The sequence below is a fragment of the Mesorhizobium sp. B3-1-7 genome, assembly GCF_006439385.1.
GTDB lineage: Bacteria > Pseudomonadota > Alphaproteobacteria > Rhizobiales > Rhizobiaceae > Mesorhizobium.
Map to the genome: position 1 here is coordinate 19,522 of NZ_VFTL01000020.1, position 24,439 is coordinate 43,960.

The window sequence follows — 24,439 nt, forward strand, 5'->3', positions numbered from 1 at the left end:
ATTTTCTGAAGGAACGATCATGGCTTTTCTGGAAATTGATGGGCTGAAGAAGCGCTTCGGGAATGTCGAGATTCTGAAGGGCATCAATGTCGAGCTCGAAAAGGGCGGCTTCCTCGTGCTGGTCGGCCCGTCCGGCTGCGGCAAGTCCACGCTGCTCAACACCATTGCCGGCCTGGAGCAGATCACCGAGGGCGAGATCCGCGTCGACGGCCGCGCCATCAACGACCTGCATCCCTCGAAGCGCGACATCGCCATGGTGTTCCAGAGCTACGCGCTCTATCCGAACATGACGGTGGCCGGCAACATCGCTTTCGGCATGGAGATGCGCGGCGTGCCGGTGACGGAGCGCCAGGCTGCGATCGACAAGGTGGCCAAGGTTCTGCAGATCGGCCACCTGCTCAACCGCAAGCCCAGCCAGCTTTCCGGTGGCCAGCGCCAGCGCGTCGCCATGGGCCGGGCGCTGGTGCGCGACCCGAAACTCTTCCTGTTCGACGAGCCGCTCTCCAACTTGGACGCAAAGCTGCGTGTCGACATGCGCATCGAGATCAAGCGCCTGCACGCCACGACCGGCACGACCATCGTCTACGTCACGCACGACCAGATCGAGGCGATGACGCTGGCGACCAAGATCGCCGTCATGCGCGACGGCGAGGTGCAGCAATTCGGCACGCCGGCCGAGATCTACAACAACCCGACCAACATCTTCGTCGCCGACTTCATGGGCTCGCCGGCGATGAACCTGATCCCGGCCAAGATCGACGCTAATGGCAGCGGGCTGTCGGTGGTGCTGGACCGCGAGGCGCGCCAGCCGATCGTGCTGCCCATGCCCGCCGCGCCTGCGGGCCTGTCGGCGTTCAAGGACAAGCAGGTGATCTTCGGCGTGCGTCCCGAAGCGCTGACCGACCCTGAGGGGGCCGAGCGGAACGGTTCGAACATTGCCACCGCCGACTGCCACATCGAAGTGGTGGAGCCGGCGGGTTCGGATACGTTCGCCGTCACCAATCTGGGCGGCAAAGGCGTCGTGGCGCGGCTGCGGGCCGATGCCAGGATCCAGCCCGGCACCAGCACGCCTTTAGCCTTCAACCTCAGCAAGGCGGTGTTCTTCGACCCCGCGACCGAGAAGCGCATCCTCTGATGCCTGTCGCCCAAAAGTGGGTCCGGTTTTGGGGCAACGACATGCAGCAAAACAAAGATCTATGAAAAATCCGGATATCGTCATCATCGGCTCCGGCATCGGCGGCGCCACGATCGCCTCCGGCTTGGCCGGCAGCGGCGCCTCGATCCTGATCCTTGAGCGCGGCGAACCGCTGCCCGCGACGCCGCATGCGCGCTCGACGCGTTCCATCTTCGTCGACGAGCACTACCGGCCGAAGGAGATGTGGCGCGAGGCCGGCGGTGCTGCCTTCAACCCCGGCAACTACTACTATGTCGGCGGCAATTCGAAGTTCTTCGGCGCGGTGCTGATCCGCTACCGCAAGGAGGATTTTGCCGAGCTCGAGCATTTCGGCGGCGTCTCGCCGGCCTGGCCGTTTTCCTATGACGAATTCGAGCCCTGGTATTCGAAAGCCGAGCAGCTTTTTCGCGTGCGCGGCACGCTCGGCGAGGACCCGACCGAGCCGTTCCATTCGATCCCCTACGCCTTCAAGCCGGTGCCGGACGAGCCGCCGATCGCGCGCGCCCGCGCCGAGTTGAAGAGCCTCGGACTGCATCCGGCATCGCTGCCGCTCGGCGTCGACATCGAGGCCTGGCTGAAAGACGGCAAGACGGGCTGGGATGCGTTCCCCAACACCGGCCAGGGCAAGATCGACGCGCAGACTGGTCCGCTGACCGAAGCGCTGAAGGATCCCAACATCCGGCTCGAAACCGGCGCCTATGTCGACTGGCTCGAAACCGCGCCGCACGGCAAGTCGATCGCCGCCGTCCACTATACACAGAACGGTGCGCAAAAGACGCTGTCGCCGAAGCTCGTCATCCTGTCGGCCGGTGCGATCAACTCAGCCGCGATCCTGCTGCGCTCGCCGTCGCCCAATACCAGCAAGAAAGGGGGCAAGGGCCTCGCCAACAGCTCCGACCAGGTCGGGCGCAATTTCATGAACCACAATTCGAGCGCGATGCTGGCGATCGATCCGCGCCGCCGCAACGATAGCGTCTACCAGAAGACGCTGATGCTCAACGACTACTATCTGTCCGACGGCAAGGGCGGCAAGCCGCTCGGCAATGTGCAACTGCTCGGCAAGATCGACGGCAACATGCTCAAGGCCAATGTGAAGACGATGCCGAAATTCGCGCTCGACTACATGGCCGGCCACGCCGTCGACTGGTACCTGATGTGCGAAGACCTTCCCGATCCGGAAAGCCGCATCATGGTCGACGGCAAGGAGATCGTCATGCAGTGGCGGCGCTCCAACATGCAGTCGCTGGAAGGCTTGGCCAAGGTGATGCGCGAGAACCTTCGCGCCTGCGGTTATCCAATCGTGCTGTCGCGCCCCTTCGACAAGCGCACGCCCTCGCATCAGTGCGGCACGGTGAAGATGGGCGACGATCCGGCCACCTCGCCGCTCGATCCGCTCTGCCGCGCCTGGGACCACCAGAACCTCTACGTCGTCGACGGCGGCTTCCTGCCGACATCGGCCGCCGTCAATCCGGCGCTGTCGATCGCGGCGCAGGCGCTGCGCGTCGCCGAACATATCCGCAGGACGGAACTTTCTTCATGATCGGTCGGCGCCGCCCCTCATCCGCCTGCCGGCACCTTCTCCCCGTAAACGGGGAGAAGAGGGCTGGCCGCAACGCCGGCACTCATTCTGCAGCGCTGGCGATTGGCGAAAGCGCCGGCGACAGCATCCTTCTCCCCGTCACTATACGGGGAGAAGTGCCCGATCCACCCTCCGCAGCAGCAGCGCAGCTGCTGCGGAGGACAGGCAGGGCGATGAGGGGCAGCGCCTGCGTCCGCGAGGCTAGTCTCCTATGACCCGCCCGGCAGCCATCGTCACCGGCGGCGCGCGCGGAATTGGGCTCGCTTGTGCCGAGGCATTGGCCGACGCCGGCTTCGACATTCTGATCGCCGACCTTGCCGAGAAGCCCGATGTCAATCTGGCCTCCAACATCACCAAGCGCGGCGCGAAGTTTGCCTACCATCGCTGCGACATCGCTGATCTCGCAGGCCATGCTGCACTCGTTGATGCTGCGACCAAAGCCTTCGGCCACATCGGCTGCCTGGTCAACAATGCCGGCGTCGGAGCCGTCATGCGCGGCGACTTGCTGGACCTGAAGCCGGAGAATTTCGACCGCGCATTAGGCATCAACCTGCGCGGCACGGTGTTCCTCAGCCAGGCCGTCGCCAAGGCTATGCTTGCGGCGCCTGCCGGTTCAGCCCGATCGATCATCACCATCACTTCGGTGAGCGCCGCCATGGCCTCGCCGGAGCGCGCCGACTACTGCGTCTCGAAAGCCGGCCTATCCATGTGGGTGAAGAACCTGACGCTGCGACTCGCGGCTGAAAAGATCGGCGTGTTCGAGGTACGGCCGGGCATCATCCGAACCGATATGACGGCGGGCGTTTCCGCCAAATATGACGCGTTGATCGAAAGCGGCCTGGTGCCGGCAAAACGCTGGGGCGAAGGCGCCGATATCGGGGCCGTCGTGGCCGCGCTTGCCTCCGGAAAGTTCGGCTTTTCGACCGGATCGATCATCGATGTCGACGGCGCGCTCTCCGTGCCACGCTTGTGAGGAACAATGGCTGATTACATCATTGTTGGCGCTGGTCCGGCCGGCTGCGTTCTCGCCAACCGGCTGAGCGAGGATCCGTCGAATTCCGTCCTGCTGCTCGAAGCCGGCGGCAAGGACTGGCATCCCTATATCCACATGCCGGCGGGCTTCGCCAAGATGACCAAGGGCATCGCCTCCTGGGGCTGGTCGACCGTGCCGCAGAAGCACATGAAGGACCGCGTCTTCTGGTACACACAGGCCAAGGTGGTCGGCGGCGGCTCGTCGATCAACGCCCAGATCTACACGCGCGGCAATGCCCGCGACTACGACGCCTGGGAGAAGGAGGAAGGCCTCGCCGGCTGGGGCTATCGCGACGTGCTGCCCTATTTCAAGCGCGCCGAGAACAACCAGCGCTTCGCCAACGATTTCCATGGCGACCAGGGCCCGCTCGGCGTTTCGAACCCAATCTCGCCGCTGCCGATCTGCGAGGCCTATTTTCGCGCCGGCCAGGAGATGGGCATCCCCTTCAATCCCGACTTCAACGGCGCTGCCCAGGAAGGCGTCGGCTACTATCAGCTGACCCAAAAGAATGCGCGGCGGTCATCCGCCTCCGTCGCCTATCTGAAGCCGATCGGCGCCCGCAAGAACCTGACGGTCAGGACCGATGTGCTGGTCACCCGTGTCGTTGTCGAGAAGGGCCGCGCCATCGGTGTCGAGGTGGTCGACAGACCTGGCGGCGAAAAGACGATCCTGCGCGCCGAACGCGAGGTGATCGTTTCCTCCGGCGCCATCGGCTCGCCCAAGCTCCTGATGCAGTCGGGCATCGGCCCGGCCGACCATTTGAAATCGGTCGGCGTCAGGCCCGTTCACGACCTGCCCGGCGTCGGCTCCAACATGCAGGACCATCTCGACCTGTTCGTGATCGCCGAATGCACCGGCGACCACACCTACGACAATTACGCCAAGCTGCACCGCACCCTATGGGCCGGTCTGCAGTACCTGCTGCTCAAGAAGGGGCCGGTCGCCTCGAGCCTGTTCGAGACCGGCGGCTTCTGGTACGCCGACCCGACGGCCGCCTCCCCCGACATCCAGTTCCATTTGGGCCTCGGCTCCGGCATCGAGGCCGGCGTGGAAAAACTGAAGAATCCTGGCGTGACGCTGAACTCGGCCTTCCTGCGTCCGCGCTCGCGCGGCACGGTGCGGCTGAAGAGCGCCGACCCGGCCGATCATCCGCTCATCGATCCGAACTACTGGTCCGATCCCTATGATCGCGACATGTCGATCAAGGGCCTTAGATTGGCGCGCGAGATCATGCGGCAGAAGGCGCTTGCCCCCTACGTATTTCGCGAGGTGCTGCCCGGGCCAAACCTAGAGAGCGATGCCGACCTCACCGACTATGCCTGCCGCACCTCCAAGACCGATCATCACCCCGTCGGCACCTGCCGCATGGGCCATGATGCGATGGCCGTGGTGACGCCGGACCTGAGGCTGCGCGGCATCGAAGGTCTCCGGATCTGCGATGCATCGGTGATGCCGCGCGTCCCGTCCTCCAACACCAATGCGCCGACGATCATGGTCGGTGAAAAAGGTTCCGACCTCATTCTCGGCCGCGAGCCGCTGCCGCCGGCCGTGTTCAAGGGCAACCAGGCAGCGTGAGGCACCGATAATGATCCGTCACTGCGTCTTTGTCCGCTTTCGCGACGACGTTCCTGAAACCGAGCGGGCGGCGATCCACGCCGATCTCGAAGCGCTGCGCGCCGTCATCGACGGCATGGGCAAGGTGGAATTCAGCGCCAATGTCAGCCCGGAGCCGTTCGCGCGCGGCTTCAGCCACGGCTTCACCATCGACTTTAAAAATGCCGCCGCGCGTGACGCCTATCTGGTGCACGAAGCGCATCAGCGCGCCGGCGCCCGTCTGGTCGCCGCCCTCGAAGGCGGCACCGAGGGGCTGATGGTCATCGATCTCGAGGTGACGCAAATGTGACCGCTCGCCGGCTTAAAACCGGCAGCTGTCCGGTTCTCTTTTACCCGCCCTGGAACATATCGTTGCTTTTGGGGGATGCAAAAGGAGGACCGCCTTGAACCTTACCACCGAGCAGAAGAAAACCGTACTCGCGTCGTTCCTCGGCTGGACGCTCGACGCTTTTGATTTCTTCCTTCTGACTTTCCTGCTTACCGATATTGCAACGGAATTCCAGACCGACGTGCCGGCGGTCTCCAAAGCGCTGTTCCTGACCTTGGCGACGCGTTTCATCGGCGCGTTCTTCTTCGGCATGCTTGCCGACAGATACGGCCGCAAGCCCATTCTGATGCTCAACATCGTCAGCTATTCGGTGATCGGCGCTTTGGCCGCCTTCTCGCCCAATCTCGGCATATTCCTGGCGCTGCGCGCCCTGTTCGGCATCGCCATGGGCGGCGAATGGGGCCTCGGTAGCTCGCTTGCCATGGAGTCCATTCCGCCAAGCGCGCGCGGCATGGTCTCGGGCATCCTGCAATGCGGTTATCCGGCCGGCTACCTGCTGGCCGCGGTGGTCTACGGGCTGCTCTACGGCCAGAAGATCGGCGACTTCACCTTCGGCTGGCGCGCCATGTTCCTCCTGAGCTTCATACCGGCGCTGATCGTGCTCTTCATCCGCTCGCATGTGCCGGAATCGCCAGCCTTCGTCGAAGCCCGCCAGCACGTGAAGCCAGGAATGCTCGAAACGCTGCGGAAGCACTGGGGCATCGCGCTCTATGCCGTGGTGCTGATGATGTTCTTCAACTTCTTCAGCCACGGCACGCAGGATCTCTATCCGACCTTCCTCAAGAAGCAGCATGGCTTTGATCCGCATACGGTGAGTTGGATCACCATCGTCGCCAACATCGGCGCCATCGTCGGCGGACTGTCCTTCGGCGCGCTGTCCGAGAAGATCGGCCGCGTCAATGCCATTACGCTCGCTTGCCTGATCGCCTTGCCGGCACTGCCTCTATGGGCCTATTCGACCACGCCCTTTGTGCTGGCCGTCGGCGCCTTCGTCATGCAGGTGGCGGTTCAGGGCGCCTGGGGTGTCATCCCGGTGCATCTCAACGAGCTCTCGCCAGGCGCCGTGCGCGCGACCTTGCCCGGCTTCATCTACCAGGCCGGCAATCTGGCGGCATCCTATGGCGGTCCGTATCAGGCGGGCATCGCCGAGGCGCCCGGCAGCAGCTATGGCTACGCGCTGGCGCTCTTCGCCGGTGTGGTCGCGGTCTGCATCATCATCGTCATCCGCTTCAGCCCTGAGAAGCGCGGCCAGGTGATGACCGTGTTGGACCATGAGGTTGGAGCAATCCCGGGAAAAGTGTGAAACGGTCAGGCTCGGCGACTTCGCCGTAGCCCGTCCGCAATTACTAAAACGAAGAGATAGAGGGCGCCGTTTCCGCGAGACGGCGCCCGCTATCCGAGCCTGAGCGCCGCGACGCCGGCAACGATGCCGAGCGCCGCGGCTGCGCGCCAGGCCGTCATCTTTTCTCCCAGCGCCAGCACCGAGATCAGCATGGCGAACAGGATCGAGGTCTCGCGCAGCGACGCGACCGAGGCGATCGGCGCCTTGGTCATTGCCCACATCACGATCCAGTAGGCCGCGCCGCTGAGCACGCCGGTGAACAGGCCGGCTTTCCAGTCGCGTGCCAGCACCGGAAGCGACTGCGGTCCGCGGACGGCGATGCACAGCACAAGCGCCCACGCCGCATCGCAGACGAACAGCCAGGCCGCATAGCTTTGCGCGGTTGCCGCGAGCCGCGCGCCGCTGCCGTCGGAGAGTGTGTAGCTGGCGATGAAGATCGATGTGCCGAGCGCGAAGCCGACCGCGCGCAAATTGAGCTTCTCCAGATGCGCCCCGCCGCGGAACGACATGACCAGCGTGCCTGCCGACAGAAGCACGATGCCGACGATGGCGAACGGCGCCGGGACCTCGCCTATCATGACGATGCCGCCGAGCGCCGAGAGCAGCGGCGCGGTGCCGCGCGCCAGCGGATAGGTCTGGGCGAAATCGCCCGCCTTGTAGGCGCTGACCAGGAAGGTGCGATAGCCCATGTGGAAGATCACCGAGGCGATGATGTAGGGCCAGACTTCAGCCTTTGGCACCTCGACAAAGGGAAGTGCGAACAGCGCCGCAAATCCCATCCCGAGCGTCATCAGCGTGATCGACAGGAAGCGGTCGAGATGCACCTTGACCAGCGCGTTCCAGATCGCGTGCATGGCCGCCGCCGAGAGCACCGCCAGGAAGACGAACAGCGTCATGTCGGTTTCGTCGACCTTCTCGAGCCGAAAGGCGTTTCGAGATCGATATCGACCCTGAGCGGAAAATGGTCGGAAGCCACCTCGCCGATATCGGCGGTTACCGAACGCACGCGATCGGCCAACCCGCCGCCGACGAAACAATGGTCGAGCCGTCGTTTCGCCAGCCTGCCATCGATGATCTTTTCGTGCGTATGGAAGTCCGGCCCGGACTCGCCGGCGACCGCTACGGCATCGACGAATCCGTCGATGTAAGCAGCGCCTCGATGGTAGGGCGTGCTACCGACAATACGCCGGTATTCGGCGCTGCCCGGCTCCATGTTGAAGTCGCCCAGCCAGATCGCCGCCAACGGATTTTCCGGTTCCGTCTGGCCGTTCGTCCAGTTGCGCCGCGGCTCGTCATCGACGCCGCTCCAAGGGCCGCCGTCGGACGGCGCGCGGCGATGCTCGGCATTGAGATAGTCGATCTGCTCCAGCCGCTCCTCCGCCGCGATATGGGCAAGATGCAAGGAAAGCACCCGCACCGGTCCAGCCGGCGTGCGGATCATGCATTCCAGCGCCGCGTTGCGGGTGTTGAGCGGCCTCAGCGTGCGCCGTAGCGGCAGCGTGTGCAGGCGCGACCAGACGATCGGCAGCTTCGACAGCACCATCGTGCCGAACTGCCGCCGGCGGTTGACGACGCGGCCGTCGCGTCTCTCGCTGGCGTCCATATCGAAGGCCGGGCCGTAAGCCCAGTAATAGTCGGGCAGCAGGCTGGACAGGATCTCGGGCTGGTCGTCCTCATTGCTGCGCTGCCAGTGCCGCTCGACCTCCTGCAGCGCGATGATGTCGGCGCCGTTCACCAGCCTGGCGCAGCGGCTGAGATCGTAGCGCCCGTCGCTGCCATAGCCGTACTGGATGTTGTAGCTGATCAGCTTCATTGATTAACCGGCTCACTTCTGGTGATCGCAGTAGCGCAATTCCAGGAAAAGTGTGAGCGGTTTTCCGTTCGGAATTGCGTCAAAACAAAGGGATAGAGTGGTTCGCCGTCTTCGGTGAACCGCTCTATCGCCCCGCCTCTTGCGTTGCAATGTGCCGCGAGGCCAAGCGGAATAGTCCAACGGAGACCAGCGAACCGCTGCGCCTAATAGGTCGTCAGTGGCTGGAAGCTTCCGGCGGGCGACGCCGCCAGTTCCGACCAGTCGATCTCCTCTTCCAGCCGGTGATAGGCTTCGTCGCCGATCGTGCCATTGCTGCGCAGTTCCTCCAACCTGTCGCGCTGCCGCTTGATGGCGTAAAGACGCAACCGGTCGTATTCCGTCGCGGCTTGTGCGTCGTCGGGATTTTCGGCAACCCGCCGCTGCGCCTCGTACTGCTCGCGCACGACGGCGGCAGCGGCCGACGTCTTGCGGCTCAGCACATCGAGCGCAACCTGCATGATCGCCACCCGTGCCTCGGCCACCTCGCGGTCGATCGAGGTATCCCGCTCGAAGTTGAGCCGGCGCAGCAGCGGCTTGAGGCTCATGCCCTGCAGCACGAGCGTTCCGAGGACGACCGCGAAGGCGGCCAGCACGATCGGATCGCGACCGGGGAAGTCGGCCGGCAAGGCAATTGCCACCACCAGTGTCACCAGCCCGCGCATGCCGCACCAACCCACAAGCACGGCGCCGCGAAATGTCGGTGCATCGCGCCTTTCTTCCTCGCTGTCATAGCGGGCAAACCAGCGTATGACCGTGACATAGCCCGCCACCCAGACGAGACGCGCCACGATGACGACCGCAAGCACCGTTGCGGCGAAGAGAAAGGCTTCGCCTTGCCCGTCGCCGGAAAGCCGGCCGACAATCGAACGGGCCTGCAAGCCCATCAGCACGAAAGCCAGCACATTGAGTACGAACACGGCCGATTCCCAGACCGAATAGGTGCTGACGCGGCGCCGGGCCGACATGCGGCGTGGCGCGGTGCGCGCGATGGTGATGGCATAAACGACGATGGTGATGATGGCGGAAAGGCCGAGTCTGTCGGCAATGATCCAGACCGCGAAGGTTCCGGCGAATTGCACCACGGTGCTGCTTGCCGCATCCTCGATGCGCGTCAGCGTGAGCAGCGAGAAGCGGCCGAACAGATAGCCGGCGATAACGCTGCCGACCGTTGCAAGCAGGATGACGGGCACTGCGTCTTTCAGCATGAGCGTGCCGATGGCTGCCGCGACCGAAATCCGGTAGATCAGCAGCGCCGTGGCATCGTTGAGCAGGCTCTCGCCCTGCAGGATAGCGGTGAGGCGGTGCGGCACCTTGAATTGATTGAGCACCGCGCTTGCCGCGACCGCATCCGGTGGCGCGACGATGGCGCCGAGCGCGATCGCCGCCGCGATCGGCAGTCCAGCCATTTTCCAGCCGACGAAGGCAACGACCACAGTGGTGAAGACGACGGCGCCGAGTGCCAAAAGCACCAGCGACAGGCGATAGCGCTTCAGGTCGCGCAGCGAGGTGTCATAGGCGGCATCGAGAAGCACTGGCGCGATGAACAGTGCAAGCGCCAGTTCCGGATCGATCTCGATCACCGGCGCGCCCGGCACGAAGGCAAGCCCGACCCCGGCAAGCGCCAGCAGCGACGGGTAAGGCACCTCCAGCCATCGCGATACCGCCGTCAGCGCGACGGCGATGAGAAGCAGGATCAGAGTAAGTTCGAACAGCGCCATGGCTTATCGTAACGGCGAAGCACGAAGCTTGGCAGTACCCTGAAGCAGGATACTGCTGATTTATCCGACAAGGCCTGTAGTGCCCGGCAGGCCGCGCCTCCGGCCGATCGACGGATTACCCCCTCGGCCAGCGCAAAGGCTTCGCCTGTCTCATCGGCGTCAAGACGGCCAGGCCGTCAGTGCAGGACCAGCATATCGCCCGACGAGAACGAAATATCCGCCTTGTCGCCAACGATCGGCGGCGGTGTCGTCGAGTTGTTGAAGGTGTCGAGCGACACCGTGTTGCCACCGATGCCGACGCGCACCCGGATGACCGAGCCGAGGAAATGCACTTCGGCGATCTCGCCCGAAAGGCTGGTATCGTGCCCGGGCTGGCGCGCCAGCGAAATCGCTTCCGGCCGCAGCGCCAGCGACAGCGTATCGCCGGACTTCGAGCCATTGAGCTTTCCCTTAAGCGAGACTTCCTGGGCGTTGACCTGCACCTTGCCCGTTGAAGCATCGGTGACCTTGCCTTCGAGCACGTTGAGCGTGCCGACGAAATTGGCGACGAACTTGGTCGCCGGCCGGTTGTAGATCTCGAATGGCGTGCCGACCTGTTCGGCCCTGCCGCCATACATCACCGCGATGCGGTCCGAGATCGACAGCGCCTCTTCCTGGTCATGCGTGACGAAGATGGTGGTGATGTCGAGCTTCTTCTGGATCGAGCGGATTTCCTCGCGCAGCGACACGCGCACCTTGGCGTCGAGCGCCGACAGCGGCTCATCGAGCAAAAGCAGTTTGGGTTTCGGAGCAATTGCCCGCGCGAGCGCGATACGCTGCTGCTGGCCGCCGGACAGCTGATAGGGATAGCGATCGGCCATCTGCGGCAGCTTGATCATGTCGAGCATCTCTGCAACGCGCTTGTCCGCGTCAGGCTTCGACATGCCGGCCACCTTCAGACCGAAGGCGATGTTCTGCGCCACCGTCAGGTTCGGGAACAGCGCGTAGGCCTGGAACACCATGCCGACATTGCGCTGATTGGGCTTCAGCCTAGTGATGTCCTTGCCGGCGACGACGATCTTGCCGGCCGAGGGCTCCTCGAAACCGGCGACCATGCGCAGCACAGTGGTTTTGCCGCAGCCGGATGGCCCCAGGAAGGAGACGAACTCGCCGGGCTCGACGTCGAGGCTGAAATCCTGCACCACGGTGTTGGCGCCGTAGGACTTTCGCACATGCTGGATAGACAGGAATGGCTCGGCCATGGCTTTTCTCTCAGGTCAATTCGGGCGGTTCGCCGATTTCGGCGCGAAACGGGACAGGATTTGGATCAGCGACATGCAGCCCCAGGTAATGGCGAAGGCGATGATGGCAAGTGCCGCCGGCTCGTAGGCGCGGTTGGCGCCGATGTTCTGCAGATAGGGGCCGAAGGCCGGACGGTTCAGCAGGCTGGCTATCGTGAACTCGCCGATGACGATGGCGAAGGTCAGGAAGGCGCCCGACAGAACGGCGATCAGTACATTGGGAAGAATGACCCGGGTGATGATCGTGGCCCAACCGGCGCCGAGGATTTGGGCGGCTTCCGTCAGCGTTCTGACATCGATGGTACGAAGACCGGTGTCGACGGCGCGGTACATATAGGGCAACGCCAGCGTCGCATAGCCGATCACCAGCAAGGCGCTGGCGCCGAGATCGCTGGCCAGGAACGGCAGCGGCGAATTCGAGCCGTACATGCGGATATAGCCGAACACGATGACGATCGCCGGAATGACCAGCGGCAGCAGCGTGATGAATTCGACGATCGGTCTGATTTGAGGCAAACGGAGACGGATCCAATAGGCGGCCGGCACCACGATCAGCACGCCGAGAATGATGGTGAAGATCGCGGCGACCACCGAATACAGGAACGTCGCCTGGAAGCGCGGATCGCCGAGCACGACTTGATAGGCGTCGAAGGAATGGACGCCGCGCCGCATGCGCAGCGAAAACTCGAACGTCGCCAGCAGCGGGATGAAGAAATAGGCCGTGCCGATTCCGAAGACGACCCAGGCCCAGAATTTGCCCGACTTCATTTCAGCCACCTCTCGGAACGGGTCCGGAACCAGATGTAGAAGACATTCGCCAGTCCGGTGATGACGATCATGCCGAAGGCGATCGCGTAGCCGAGCTGCGGGTTGTGCAGCACATCGCCGTTGATCTGCGAATAGAGCTTGATGGGAACGATGTTGAGCTGCGGGCCGGCGAACGCATAGGCCGTTGCGATGGCGCCGAAGGCGTTGGCGAACAGAAGGATGACGGTGCCGAGGAAGCTCGGAAACAGCACCGGTATCACCACCATACGCCAGTACTGCCACTGGGTGGCGCCAAGCGTGGCGGCGGCCTCGTTCCATTCCTTCTTCAAACCGTCGATCGCCGGCACGATGATGACCACCATCAGCGGGATCTGGAAGAAGAGATAGACCACGATCAGGCCCCACGTGGTCAGGAAATTGAACCCCATCGCATAGATGTTGAGATTGAATATGTCGCGCAGCAGCACCGTCACGATGCCGACGCGGCCAAGCGTGGCGATGAACGCGAAGGCAAGCGGCAAGCCGGCAAAATTCGAGGCGACGCCCGAGAAGGTCAGCGTCGCGGAGCGAACCCAGCTGGGCAGGCCGCCGCGCACGATGGCCACGGCGATCGCCAGTCCGGCAAATGCGCCGACGATGGCCGACCAGAAGCTGATCTTGATCGAGACCCAATAGGAATTGCTGATTGAAGGATCGCTCACCAATTGCAGAATGTTGTCGAGCGTGAACCCGCCTTCCCCGGTCTGAAACGCGCCGATGACGAGATAAAGCGTCGGCATGATCAGGAACATCAGGGTGAAGACGAAGAATGGCGCCACACCGATCCATTGCGTCGGCAGGCGAAAAGCGGTCGCCGCGTTCGGCGGCACGGGCTTGGTGGCAACTGACTGATTTGAAAGCGATAGATCGGTCATGCGCCCGGCACCGTCTTCGAGGGAAAGCCGGGCGGCCAAGTGGCCGCCCGGTGCACTTCAAGTCTTACTTGACGTTGGCGCCGACAGTGGCGTCCCAGTTCTTGCTGATGGCTTCCTTGGCCTTGCCCTGCTCGTCGAGCGTCGGGAAAGCCGCCGAGGCGTAGGACTCAGCCGGCGGCAGCTTGGCCAGCACGTCCGCCGGGATCTTGCCGTTCTTGGCGAGATCGTTGAAACGGATCGGGTGACAGTAGCCCTTCAGCCAGCCGATCTGGCCTTCGTCGGAATAGAGGTATTCCATCCACAGCTTCGCGGCATTCGGATGCGGCGCGTAAGCGCTGATCGCCTGCACATAGACACCGGCGACAACGCCGGTCTTCGGCACGATCACGTCGACGGGCGGGTTGCCCTTCAGCGTGTCGCGGCCGGCAAGCGCGTTGTAGTCCCAGTTGATCAGGATCGGCGTCTGGCCCTGGGCCAGCGTCGCCGGCTTGCCGACGACCGGAACGAAGTTGCCGGCGGCATTGAGCTTCTTGAAGAAGTCGAGACCAGCGGTGCCGGCGGCTTCACCAGCGGCGGCGCCCGACGACAGACCGGAGGCATAGACCGCCTGAATGGCCTGGTTCGAAGCGCGCGGATCACCGGCGAGCGCGACCGAATTGGCGAATTCCGGCTTCAGCAGGTCGGCCCAGTCGGCCGGCGATTCCTTGACCAGGTCCTTGTTCACCATGAACGACAGCACGCCGTAATAGTCGCCGTACCAGGCGCCATCGGCATCCTTGGCGCTGTCCGGAATCGAGTCCCAGGTCGACACCTTGTAAGGCATCAGCAGGCCGTCGGCCTTGGCGGTCGGGCCGAACGACAGACCGACGTCGATGACGTCGGGCGCTTGCGGGCCCTTGTTGTCCTTATTGGCCTTGATCGCCTCGACCTCGTCGCCCGAGCCGGCGTCCGGGTTGAGTTCGTTGATCTTGATTTCCGGATACTTAGCCTTGAAAGCGTCGATCACTGCCCCGTAGCCACACCAGTCATGCGGAAGCGCGATGGTGGTGAGCTGGCCTTCAGCCTTCGCGGCCTTGACGAGATCGTCCAGCGAATCCGCGGACGAAATCACCGTCGACGCAAAGAGCGCCGCGGCCGAGAGGGAAAGCACTTTCCCCGTGAACTTGAACATGTGTTCTCTCCGTTGAACTGGCGCGTTTAAGCGCCTGCGATGCGGGTATCGTTTTCGTGTGACAGCCAGATGAAGACTTTTTGAAACCCGAGCCCCGCGGCCAAAAAAGTTAACTCTTTTTAACAGACTGTAGCAATTAGCCCGCGCTTAATTTTCCGGCTAATGGTTAGTCGCCTTGCCTTTTGCCCTCTCCCTCCGCTCTGGAACGCCCCTTCATTCAACTCTTCGGCATTGAAAGCCGGCTCTCAGACGGAGCCGGCGATCGCATTTTCGAGCAGCGTCAGCGCCGCTTTCTTGGTGAGCTTGACCGGATTGCCGCCGGCGGTCGGATCGACCACCGCCATGTCGGCGATCAGCGCCTTGCGCTTCTTGTCCATGTCGAGGCCCTTGATCAGGCCGGGCAGCGCGTGCGGCACCTTCAATTCCTTGCGCAATTTGATGATCGCCTTGGCGAAGCCCTCGAAGCCGCCCTTGATGCCGCAATAGGCGGCGAGCCGGGCGATGCGCTCGTCGATGCTCTCCCTGTTGAAGGCGAGCACATAGGGCATGAACACGGCATTGGTCATGCCGTGATGGGTGTCGTAGAGCGCGCCGATCGGATGCGACAGCGAATGGATGGCGCCGAGCCCCTTCTGGAAGGCGGCGGCCCCCATGGCGGCGGCGCTCATCATATGGGCGCGGGCGACCAGATCCTTGCCGTTGGCGAAGGCCTTGGGCAGGTTCTCGAACACCAGCCGGATGCCTTCCACCGCGATGCCGTCGGCCATCGGGTGATAGCCCGGCGCGCAATAGGCCTCGAGGCAGTGGGCCAGCGCGTCCATGCCCGTGCCGGCGGTGATGAAGGCCGGCATGCCGACCGACAGCTCCGGATCGGCAATGACTATCGCCGGCAGAAGTTTCGGATGGAAGATGACCTTCTTGGTGTGGGTCGCCTCATTGGTGATGACGCCGGCGCGGCCGACCTCGGAGCCGGTTCCCGCCGTGGTCGGCACGGCGATGATCGGCGCGATCGCGTCCGAGTTGGCCCTGGTCCACCAGTCGCCGACGTCCTCGAAATCCCATACCGGCCGGGTCTGCCCGGCCTGGAAGGCGATCAGCTTGCCGAGGTCGAGCGCCGAGCCGCCGCCGAAGGCGATCACGCCGTCATGCTTGCCCTTCTTGAACACGGCGATACCGGCGGTCAGGTTGGACTCGACCGGGTTCGGCTTCACCTCCGAAAACACGCCATAGGGAACCTTGGCGTCGTCGAGGATTTTCAGCGTCGAGGCGACAACCGGAAGCTTTGCCAGACCCGGGTCGGTGACGAAGAGCGGGCGCTTGATACCCGCCGCAGCCAGTACGTCCGGCAGTTCCTTGATGCGGCCGGCGCCGAAGCGAACGGTGGTGGGATAGTTCCATTTGGAGATGAGCTTGGACATGTCTTGTCTTTCAAAAAGTCAGATCGCTTCACGCAGGTGATAGGATTTCGGCCTCGTCAAATTGTCGTAGCCGATGGCCGAGAGCGCGGCACCCTTGCCGGTGTCCTTGACGCCGGTCCAGACCAGCGCCGGGTCGAGATAGTCGCAGCGGTTCATGAACACCGTGCCGGTTTCGACGCGGTCGGCGATGGCAATTGCGCGCCCCGTGTCGCGCGTCCAGATCGAGGCGGTCAGCCCATAGGGGCTGTCGTTCATCAGGGCGATCGCCTCCTCGTCGTTGCGCACCTTCATGATGCCGACGATCGGCCCGAAGCTTTCCTCGCGCATGACGCTCATCTGGTGATCGACTTCGGTCAGCACTTCCGGCGCCAGATAGGGCGAGCCCGGCTTGTCGTTCTCGACCTTCATGTTGATATGCGCCTTGGCGCCCTTGCGCAGCGCTTCTGCCTTCTGCTCGCGGATCAGGTCGGCGAAGCGCGCCTGTGCCATCGGCCCCATCGTGGTCGCCTGGTCCAGAGGATTGCCGACGACATAGTTCCTGGTCTCGGCGACGAAACCCTCGACGAACTCGTCATAGACCTTCTCATGCACATAGACGCGCTCGATGCCGCAGCAGCACTGGCCTGAATTGTAGAAGGCGCCGTCGACCAGATTGGCGACAGCATGGTCAATCTTGGCGTCGGGCAGCACATAGGCCGGGTCCTTGCCGCCGAGTTCGAGGCCGAGCGTCATGAAGGTGCCGGCGGCCGCCTTCTCGATGGCGCGGCCGCCGCCGACGGAGCCGGTGAAATTGACATGGTCGATCTTGCCCGAGCCGAGCAGCTTCTCGGTCTGGGCGTGGTTCATGACCAGGTTCTGGAACAGTCCCTTCGGCAGGCCGGCCTTGTCGAAGGCTTGGCTGAAGCGTTCGCCGACCAGCAGCGTCTGCGCGGCATGCTTGAGGATGACGGCGCTTCCGGCCATCAGCGCCGGCACGATGGTGTTGACCGCTGTGAGATAGGGATAGTTCCACGGCGCGATCACCAGCACGACGCCGAGCGGCACCTTCTTGACATAGCGGCGGAAGCCGTCCTTCGGATTGGAGGCAAGCACCGGCTTCAGCGCGGCTTCGGCGATCTCGACCATGTAGTTGGTGCGTTCCTTGACGCCGCCGAACTCGCCGCCATAGCGTACCGGCCGGCCCATCTGCCAGGCGATCTCGGGCACGATCTCGTCGGTCATCGCAACCAGGGCTTCCAGCATCGCCAACATGTATTTGCCGCGCTCGACGACCGGCGTCTCGGCCCACTTCTCTTGCGCCGCCCTGGCGCGCTCGACGGCCGCGTTGATCGCCTGGTCGCTCGCGACCGGCCGCTCGGCATAGATCGAGCCATCGATGGGGGATTTGAGTTTGACCGTTTCGGTCATTTCTTCCTCGCAGTTTTGCAACAATCGAAATCACTTGGCTTGGCGCCGCCCCTCATCCGCCTGCCGGCACCTTCTCCCCGTATAGTGACGGGGGAGAAGCTCCCGCGCTGGCGACCCCTCTCCCCCGTTCTTCACGGAGAGGGTAAGGGTGAGGCGCAGCGCCGACGCTAACCCGGCCCCCTAGTACCGTTCGAATCCTCTGTGCAGCTCCCAATCCGTGATGCGGCGGTCGTATTCGAACTGCTCCCAGCGGGCGGTGTGCACATAGTGCTCGATCACGTCGTCGCCGAAGGCCTGCTTCAGCATCTTCGACTTGGCCAGCGTCTCGGTGGCGTCGCGCAACGTCTTCGGGATCTCGGGCAGGCGCGAGGCCTGGTAGGCATCGCCGACGAACGGCTTCTGCAGCTCCAGCTTCTCGTCGATGCCGGCTAGGCCCGACGCGATCAGGGCGGCGAAGGCGAGATAGGGATTGAGATCGGCGCCGCCTATGCGGCATTCCATGCGGATGCCCTTGGTGCCCTCGCCGCACAGCCGGAAGCCGGCGGTTCGGTTGTCCTCGCTCCACATGATCTTGGTCGGCGCGAAGGTGCCGGCCTGGAAGCGCTTGTAGGAGTTGATGTAGGGCGCCAGGAACCAGGTGAACTCCTTGGCGTATTTGAGCTGCCCGGCCGCCCATTGCTGGCCGAGCGCGGACAGCGTCCAATCGGCCTTCTTGTCGAAGAACAGCGGCGTCTTGCCGTCCGCGCTCCACAACGAATTGTGGATGTGGCTGGAATTGCCGGCGAGCCCGTAATTGTACTTAGCGATGAAGGAGATGGCCTTGCCCTCGGAATCGGCGATCTCCTTGGCGCCGTTCTTCAGGATGACGTGGCGGTCGGCCATGTCGAGCGCTTCGGCATAGCGCACATTGATCTCTTCCTGCCCAGGGCCCCACTCGCCCTTGGAATTTTCGATTGGAATGCCGGCGGCTTCCATCTCGTTGCGAAGCCGGCGCATGACGCCCTCTTCCTTGCTGGTGATGCCGATCTGGTAGTCGCCGATATAGGGCGAGGCGCTGTCGAGCCCCTGCCAGTGCTTCTTGCGCGCGGAATCGTAGGTTTCGCTGAACAAATAGAATTCGAGCTCGGAGGCGAAATAGCCGATATAGCCGCGCTCCTGCAGGCGCTTGACCTGCTTCTTCAGGATCGCGCGGGGCGAGTGTGCCAAATCCTCATGGTCGTGATGGTCGAGCACGTCGCAGATGACCAGCGCCGTCTTCTCCAGCCACGGAATGCGCCGCAGCGTCGACAGGTCCGGCTTCATGACGAAGTCGCCATAGCCCTTCGACCAGCTCGCCGCCTTGTAGCCCGGCACCGGTTCCATATCGATGTCGCAGGCCAAGAGATAGTTGCAGCCATGCGTCTCGCCATGCGCGGAATCGACGAAATACTGGGCCAGGAAGCGTTTTCCCGAGAGCCGGCCCTGCATATCGACGGTGCAGGCCAGCACCGTGTCGATCTCGCCGTTCGAGACCGCTTTCTTCAACTGATCGAACGAGAAATTCCCGGCCATTCCTTTGGCACTCCAGCGCTTGTCGATTGAGGGGAAACAAAACCATGGCCGGCGTTGCGCCGGCCATGGCCATGAGGCGAAGTGTCAGTGGCCGGTCTCGCCGACCGCCTGTTCGGCCGCCTTGATCGCTGCCTGGCGCGCCGCGATGATGTCGCCAAGCGGCGGACCTTGGAAGCGGTTGCGCTCGAAGGCGAACCAGACGATCGCCGTCAGGATGAAGAAACCGACGGTGATATAGAGCGCCCAGTCGTTCGGCGGCTGGATGCCAATGACGAAGATCAGGATCATCGACAGGATCGAGAGAACGCCGAACAGCATGAAGACGGCGCGCCCCATGTTCCACGGGCCCATCTTGTCCCACTTCGGCGTTCCCCAGGCCATCATGCCGAGCACGATAGGCACAATGAAGGACAAAAACAGGAAGATGACCGTGCAGGATACAACGATCGTATAGGCCGAGGTGCCGGCGACCGAAACCAGGGTCGAACCCCACACGAACAGCACCGACAGGATCGAGGCCGTCCAGATCGCCGCCACCGGTGTGCGATAGGTCGGGCTGACCTTGGCAAGCGCTGCCGAGCCCGGCAGGCCGCCGTCACGCGAGAAGGCGAAGATCATGCGCGAGGCCGAGGTGACGGTGGCAAGACCGCACAGCAGCTGCGCGATGAACACGACGAGGTAGACGAACTCCTTGAGGCCGGGGCTGACGCGCTGGTCGAAAGCCCAGAAGAACACGTTCCAGCCGTGCTTGGCGGCGTCGTCCATGTTCGGGATCATCAGCACGAAGGCGGCCAGGAACAGGTAGCCGAACAGCGCCGACCAGACGACCGACATCACCATCGCGCGCGGCACCGAAGAGGCTGCCTTGATGGTCTCTTCCGACGTATGCGCCGAGGCGTCGTAGCCGGTGATCGTGTAGATCGGCAGCAGGAGGCCGAGCGCGAACACCCAGGCGTTCGAAACCGATGGCCACACACCGCCGCCGGCGTCGCCGGAGTAGTTATGGAAGGTGAAGAGGCGGCTGAAATCCCAGGTCTCGGCCGAAAGCAGGCAGACCACTGCGATCAGGATCGAGCCGAAGAAGATGAGATATCCCGAGAAATCGGTCAGTTTCGCTGTCAGCTTGATGCCGAGATGGTTGATCAGCGCCTGGGCGCCGGTGATGACGACCAGGAAGATCATCTGGTTGGTCAGCGTGCCCTCGATGCCGAGCGCCGGTCCGAAGGCGCCGATGAAGAAGGTCCAGGTGCCGACATTGATGGCGCCCAGCACGGTGATCAGGCCGAGCAGGTTGAGCCAGGCCGTCACCCAGCCGGTGCCGCGATTGCCGAGGATCGAGCCCCAGTGATAGAGGCCGCCGGCCGTCGGATAGGCCGAGCTGATCTGCGACATGGCAACCGCGAAGGTGAGCGACACGAAGCAGCCGACCAGCCAGCCGATGCCGATGCCGATGCCGCCGGCGCCCGACGTGGCCTGAGCCAGCGAATTGATGCCGCCCGACAGGATGCAGATGATCGAGAACGAAACCGCGAAATTCGAGAAGCGGCTGAGCCGCCGCTCCAGTTCCTGGGCATAGCCCATGCTGTGGAGGGCTTTCACGTCCTCCGCCTTGTCGACGTCTGTATAACCCGGTGTCGTCATGTTGGAATTCCCCTATGGTTCTTGGCTGGGCGGTCCTGCACCGTGATGCCCGATCGACCTGAGCCGACCGGGCGATATTGCGTTTGCCGTTAGCCCGCTGTCTGGCCGACTGCTTTTTCCGCGGCCGCGATCTCCGCCGCGCGACGAGCAATGTCGGCACCGATCGGCGGCCCCTTGAAGCGCCGCGATTCGATACCGAACCACAGAACGGCCAGCAGGATGATCAATCCGATGGCGTAGTTGATCAGGATGTCGAAGGGCGGCTGGATGCCGGCATACATCAGCACCAGGACCCCGAGCACGGTGACGATGGCGAAAGGCTTTGACCAGACGCCGAGACGGAACGGGCCGAACTCCGTCCAAGTCTTGCCTTCCGCAAACAGGCCTGCCGCCACCGGCATGGCATAGGACACGTAAAGGAAGAGAGCGCAGCCTGCTGCCAACGCCGCGAAGGCCGGCGAATAGAGCGTGGCCGCGATCGACAGCACGACGCCAAGCCAGATGGCCGGGACGGGCGTGCGCCAGGTCGGCGAAACCTGCTTCCACAAAGACGACCCCGGCAGGCCTCCGTCACGCGAGAAGGCGAAGATCATACGCGAGGTCGAAGTGAGCCCGGCCAGCGCGCACAGATAATTCGCCAGCACGATGCAGATGCCGAGCAGATCCTTCAGCCAGGTTGGCGCCGGCAGGTTGTTGAACAGGTTGAACCAGGCATTGCCGCCGTCCTTTGCGGTAGCCACGAGATCGGGGCTCGCGAGGACGAAGGAGACCGCCATGACGAAGCCAAAGACGAGAGACCACAGGACTGCGTGGATCATGCCCCTGGGCACTGCGGTGCGAGCATTGTGCGTCTCCTCGGCGGTGTGCGCCGAGGCGTCAAAGCCGGTGATCGTATAAAGTGGGTAGAGAAGGCCGATCAGGAAGGCCACCAGCGCCGTGCGGGCCGTCGGGACATAGCCGCCGCCGGCATCGCCGGTCGTGTTGACGAAAGTCGTCAACCGCGAAAGATCGAAGCCATGCGCGCCCCAGATCAGGAAGGTCAGCGTCAGCACGACCGCGACAACGAGGATGAGGTATCCTGAAAAGTCGGTCAACATCGTCGTCGTCTTGATGCCGAGATGGTTGAACAGGCCTTGGGTGACGGTGATGATGACAACCGCCGTCGTCTGCTGCCAGAAACCCCAGGTCGATGTGTCCAGGCCAAGGATCGGTCCCGCGACGAGCCCGGAAAACAACAGGTAGACGCCGACATTCACCGAAGCGACGACGAAGATCAGGCCGAGCAGGTTGATCCAGGCCGTTGCCCAGCCCCAGCCGCGCCCGCCCAAGATCGACGACCAATGGTAAAGCCCGCCGGCGGTAGGATAGGCCGAACCGATCTGGCCGAGCGAAGCCGCGACCACAAGGGCGAACAGACCGCCTATAACCCAGCCGATGGTCGCCTCGAAACCGCTGCCGGTGCCCATCGCCAGCGGGAACGACGTGATGCCGCCGGCTAGAATGCAAATGATCGAGAAGGAAATGGCGAAGTTGGAGAAGCCGCTCATCCGGCGGGCCAATTCCTGGGCATAGCCCATGCTGTGAAGGATTTTTACGTCCTCCGATTTCTCTGCGTGATCTGTTGTCATGTTGGAGTTCCCCTATCGTTCTTGGCTGGCCGTTCCTACTGACTTTCCCATTGCGCGCGGTCGGGAGCCCCTGGCCTCGTCGGGCTCCAGATTCGAGAATATGCCTGTGAGCAGATCCGCCCATTTCCGCTGCCCGGCATCGCCGGCGATTTCGTCGTTGCGGATTTCGATCATCGCGCAGGCGAGGCCGCGCGAACGCGCATGCCGTTCCAGCGTGAAATAGACGCGGTCGGCCGGCGAATAGGGTTCGTTGACGCCGACAGTGACGCCGGAGAGCCGCTGCAGCGCCGATATCAGCGGCGCCGCCAGGCGGCGATCCTCGTCATGGATGATGCCGATATGCCATGGCCGGCTCTTGCCCTTGTAGATCGGCGTGAAGGAGTGCACCGACACCAGCCGTGTCTCCTGGCCGCGCGCCAGCCGCTCGTCGATGATCCGGGCGATCGTGTCGTGGAACGGGCGCCAGGCAAGGTCGATCCGCGTGGCGCGCTGCTTGTCGGACAGGCCCGAATTGCCGGGAATGGCTGTCGTCTCGCTGACCGGCGGAACGAGGTCCGGCGCGTCCAGCGGCCGGTTGCAATCGATGACGAGCCGCGACACACGGGTCTCGATCAAAGTGGCATCGAGCGCTTCGGCCATGCGGCGTGCGACGGGAAGCGCGCCCGGGTCCCAGGCGATATGGCGCGAAAGGTCCGCGGCCGGCAGGCCGAGCGTCCCGAACTCGGCGGGAAGGACGTTGGAAGCGTGGTCGCAAGTGATGACGAAGGGGCTTGAGCCGCCAGGGTTGGTCACCCTTACGGTTTCAGACGGTGCAAGGCTGACAGGCCGTGCTTTCTCCATGCTGCCGTCCCCTGGGGGAGCGCTGTATCGTATGTTACGTATTTTGTCTCATTGCGTCCCTGTGAATGATTTCATACAGTTTGACCGGCTTTGTCAAACGCGAATTCGGGAAAACGGCGGCGGGCGGCCAACAGGCGGGGGAAAACATGATTTCCAGCATTGCCGAACTGATCTCGGACCGCATCGGGACGATGCCGGCCGGCGAGCGCCGCGCGGCCCAGACGCTGATTGCCAACTATCCTTTGACCGGGCTGAAGACGGTCGCCGAATTCTCGGCCGCGGCCGGCGTGTCCTCGCCGACGATCTTGCGCTTCGTCGCCAGGCTCGGCTTCCAGAACTATCCTGAATTCCAGTCGGCGCTGCAGGATGAATTGGCGGCGCAATTGCAGTCGCCCGCTTCGCGCACGCTCGATCCAAGCTCGGCCGGCGGCGCCGTCTCGCCGATGCTCGAGGCAACGCTCGACAACATGCGTGAGACCTTCCGGCACCTCACCGACAGACAGCTTGCCGACATAGCCGCACGGCTTGCCGAGCGGCGCGGCAAGACCTTCCTCATCGGCGGTCGCTTCACCGATCCGCTGGCCCGCTACATGGCCGCCCATCTCGCCATCATCCAGCCGGACGTCTATCACCTCGCCGGCCAGGAGAGCATCTGGCGCGACCGCCTCATCGACATGGGCAAGCGCGACGTTCTGGTGATCTTCGACATCCGCCGCTACCAGGAAAGTCTCGTCCGCTTCGCCGAGAAGGCGCATCACCGCGGCGTGCAGATCATTCTCTTCACCGACCAGTGGCTTTCGCCGATCGCCCGCTTCGCCCGCCACGTGATCGCCGGGCGCACCGCCGTGCCTTCGGCCTGGGATTCCTCCGCCGCCTTGTTCGTGGTCGCCGAAACCCTTATCGGCGCCGTGACCAGGCAATTGGAAGCGGCCGGCGCCAAGCGCATCCGCGATCTTGAAAGCCTCCGCTAGCGAGGCGGAGGCAGGCGGCGAAATGCGGCAAAACGCAAGAGTCCGAACCGTGCCCGGACCTCACGTTACCGAGATTTAATGTGCACGATTGTGTGATAATTGCCATAAACCGCTGATATCGGGGTGTGGCGTGGCCGGTTTTCGCCCCCAGCCCGTATCGTCGAAGTGCCTGCTTCCGCTGGAATCCGGCAGACGAGCCCTGCCGCTGGA

The 24,439-nt window shown here is 63.4% G+C and carries 20 protein-coding genes; 7 read left to right on the forward strand and 13 right to left on the reverse strand.

All coding sequences use genetic code 11. The annotated features are described in order from the left end of the window. Positions 1 to 19: 19 nt before the first annotated feature. From FJ417_RS17565 to FJ417_RS17600, 6 genes are all read left to right on the forward strand, one after another. Positions 20 to 1,135, forward strand: a complete 1,116-nt coding sequence (locus FJ417_RS17565) for an ABC transporter ATP-binding protein (RefSeq protein ID WP_140784352.1) — start codon at positions 20 to 22, stop codon at positions 1,133 to 1,135. Between the two features lie 61 nt (positions 1,136 to 1,196). Continuing rightward, a complete protein-coding gene (locus FJ417_RS17575) occupies positions 1,197 to 2,714 on the forward strand; it encodes a GMC family oxidoreductase (RefSeq protein ID WP_140784353.1) in 1,518 nt (505 codons plus the stop codon). Positions 2,715 to 2,964: 250 nt separating this feature from the next. After that, positions 2,965 to 3,726, forward strand: coding sequence for a 3-ketoacyl-ACP reductase (locus tag FJ417_RS17585; RefSeq protein ID WP_140784354.1), 762 nt, complete (start codon positions 2,965 to 2,967; stop codon positions 3,724 to 3,726). A gap of 6 nt (positions 3,727 to 3,732) precedes the next feature. Continuing rightward, on the forward strand, positions 3,733 to 5,361 hold the full coding sequence (locus FJ417_RS17590; protein WP_140784355.1) for a GMC family oxidoreductase N-terminal domain-containing protein: 1,629 nt from the start codon (positions 3,733 to 3,735) through the stop codon (positions 5,359 to 5,361). A gap of 10 nt (positions 5,362 to 5,371) precedes the next feature. Next, entirely contained in the window at positions 5,372 to 5,689 is a 318-nt protein-coding gene (locus FJ417_RS17595; protein WP_140784356.1) for a Dabb family protein, read from the forward strand. 94 nt (positions 5,690 to 5,783) lie between these two features. Then, complete coding sequence (locus tag FJ417_RS17600; protein ID WP_140784357.1) at positions 5,784 to 7,031, forward strand: MFS transporter; 1,248 nt, start codon at positions 5,784 to 5,786, stop codon at positions 7,029 to 7,031. Between the two features lie 89 nt (positions 7,032 to 7,120). On the opposite strand, the gene FJ417_RS17605 is transcribed toward FJ417_RS17600, so the two are convergent. From FJ417_RS17605 to FJ417_RS17665, 13 genes are all read right to left on the reverse strand, one after another. After that, positions 7,121 to 7,966: an EamA family transporter gene (locus FJ417_RS17605; protein ID WP_140784358.1), complete on the reverse strand. Its 846-nt coding sequence runs from the start codon at positions 7,964 to 7,966 to the stop codon at positions 7,121 to 7,123. Further along, positions 7,963 to 8,883 (reverse strand): endonuclease/exonuclease/phosphatase family protein, encoded by a 921-nt coding sequence (locus FJ417_RS17610; RefSeq protein ID WP_140784359.1) that lies wholly within the window; start codon positions 8,881 to 8,883, stop codon positions 7,963 to 7,965. The genes FJ417_RS17605 and FJ417_RS17610 overlap by 4 nt, the downstream gene beginning before the upstream one ends. A gap of 203 nt (positions 8,884 to 9,086) precedes the next feature. After that, on the reverse strand, positions 9,087 to 10,640 hold the full coding sequence (locus tag FJ417_RS17615; protein ID WP_140784360.1) for a sodium:proton antiporter: 1,554 nt from the start codon (positions 10,638 to 10,640) through the stop codon (positions 9,087 to 9,089). Between the two features lie 176 nt (positions 10,641 to 10,816). Continuing rightward, positions 10,817 to 11,881 carry an ABC transporter ATP-binding protein gene (locus FJ417_RS17620; RefSeq protein ID WP_140784361.1) on the reverse strand — a complete coding sequence of 355 codons (1,065 nt, stop codon included), beginning with the start codon at positions 11,879 to 11,881 and terminating at the stop codon, positions 10,817 to 10,819. 15 nt (positions 11,882 to 11,896) lie between these two features. Then, positions 11,897 to 12,688: an ABC transporter permease gene (locus FJ417_RS17625; protein ID WP_140651453.1), complete on the reverse strand. Its 792-nt coding sequence runs from the start codon at positions 12,686 to 12,688 to the stop codon at positions 11,897 to 11,899. Beyond that, the gene (locus FJ417_RS17630) at positions 12,685 to 13,479 is read right to left on the reverse strand and encodes an ABC transporter permease subunit (protein ID WP_226892226.1); all 795 of its coding nucleotides are present in this window, start codon (positions 13,477 to 13,479) and stop codon (positions 12,685 to 12,687) included. The genes FJ417_RS17625 and FJ417_RS17630 overlap by 4 nt, the downstream gene beginning before the upstream one ends. A gap of 187 nt (positions 13,480 to 13,666) precedes the next feature. Next, positions 13,667 to 14,773, reverse strand: a complete 1,107-nt coding sequence (locus FJ417_RS17635) for an ABC transporter substrate-binding protein (RefSeq protein WP_140642344.1) — start codon at positions 14,771 to 14,773, stop codon at positions 13,667 to 13,669. A gap of 245 nt (positions 14,774 to 15,018) precedes the next feature. After that, on the reverse strand, positions 15,019 to 16,191 hold the full coding sequence (locus FJ417_RS17640) for an iron-containing alcohol dehydrogenase (RefSeq protein ID WP_140784362.1): 1,173 nt from the start codon (positions 16,189 to 16,191) through the stop codon (positions 15,019 to 15,021). Between the two features lie 18 nt (positions 16,192 to 16,209). Beyond that, a complete protein-coding gene (locus FJ417_RS17645) occupies positions 16,210 to 17,598 on the reverse strand; it encodes an aldehyde dehydrogenase family protein (protein WP_140784363.1) in 1,389 nt (462 codons plus the stop codon). A gap of 180 nt (positions 17,599 to 17,778) precedes the next feature. Continuing rightward, a complete protein-coding gene (locus FJ417_RS17650) occupies positions 17,779 to 19,149 on the reverse strand; it encodes a glutamine synthetase family protein (protein ID WP_140784364.1) in 1,371 nt (456 codons plus the stop codon). An 84-nt stretch (positions 19,150 to 19,233) separates the two neighbouring features. Next, positions 19,234 to 20,790, reverse strand: a complete 1,557-nt coding sequence (locus FJ417_RS17655) for an amino acid permease (RefSeq protein ID WP_140784365.1) — start codon at positions 20,788 to 20,790, stop codon at positions 19,234 to 19,236. An 89-nt stretch (positions 20,791 to 20,879) separates the two neighbouring features. After that, a complete protein-coding gene (locus tag FJ417_RS17660) occupies positions 20,880 to 22,418 on the reverse strand; it encodes an amino acid permease (RefSeq protein WP_140784366.1) in 1,539 nt (512 codons plus the stop codon). Positions 22,419 to 22,430: 12 nt separating this feature from the next. After that, positions 22,431 to 23,258: an N-formylglutamate amidohydrolase gene (locus FJ417_RS17665; protein WP_140784367.1), complete on the reverse strand. Its 828-nt coding sequence runs from the start codon at positions 23,256 to 23,258 to the stop codon at positions 22,431 to 22,433. Positions 23,259 to 23,404: 146 nt separating this feature from the next. On the opposite strand from FJ417_RS17665, the gene FJ417_RS17670 reads away from it, so the two are divergent. Next, the gene (locus FJ417_RS17670) at positions 23,405 to 24,229 is read left to right on the forward strand and encodes a MurR/RpiR family transcriptional regulator (RefSeq protein WP_140706854.1); all 825 of its coding nucleotides are present in this window, start codon (positions 23,405 to 23,407) and stop codon (positions 24,227 to 24,229) included. Positions 24,230 to 24,439: the final 210 nt, after the last annotated feature.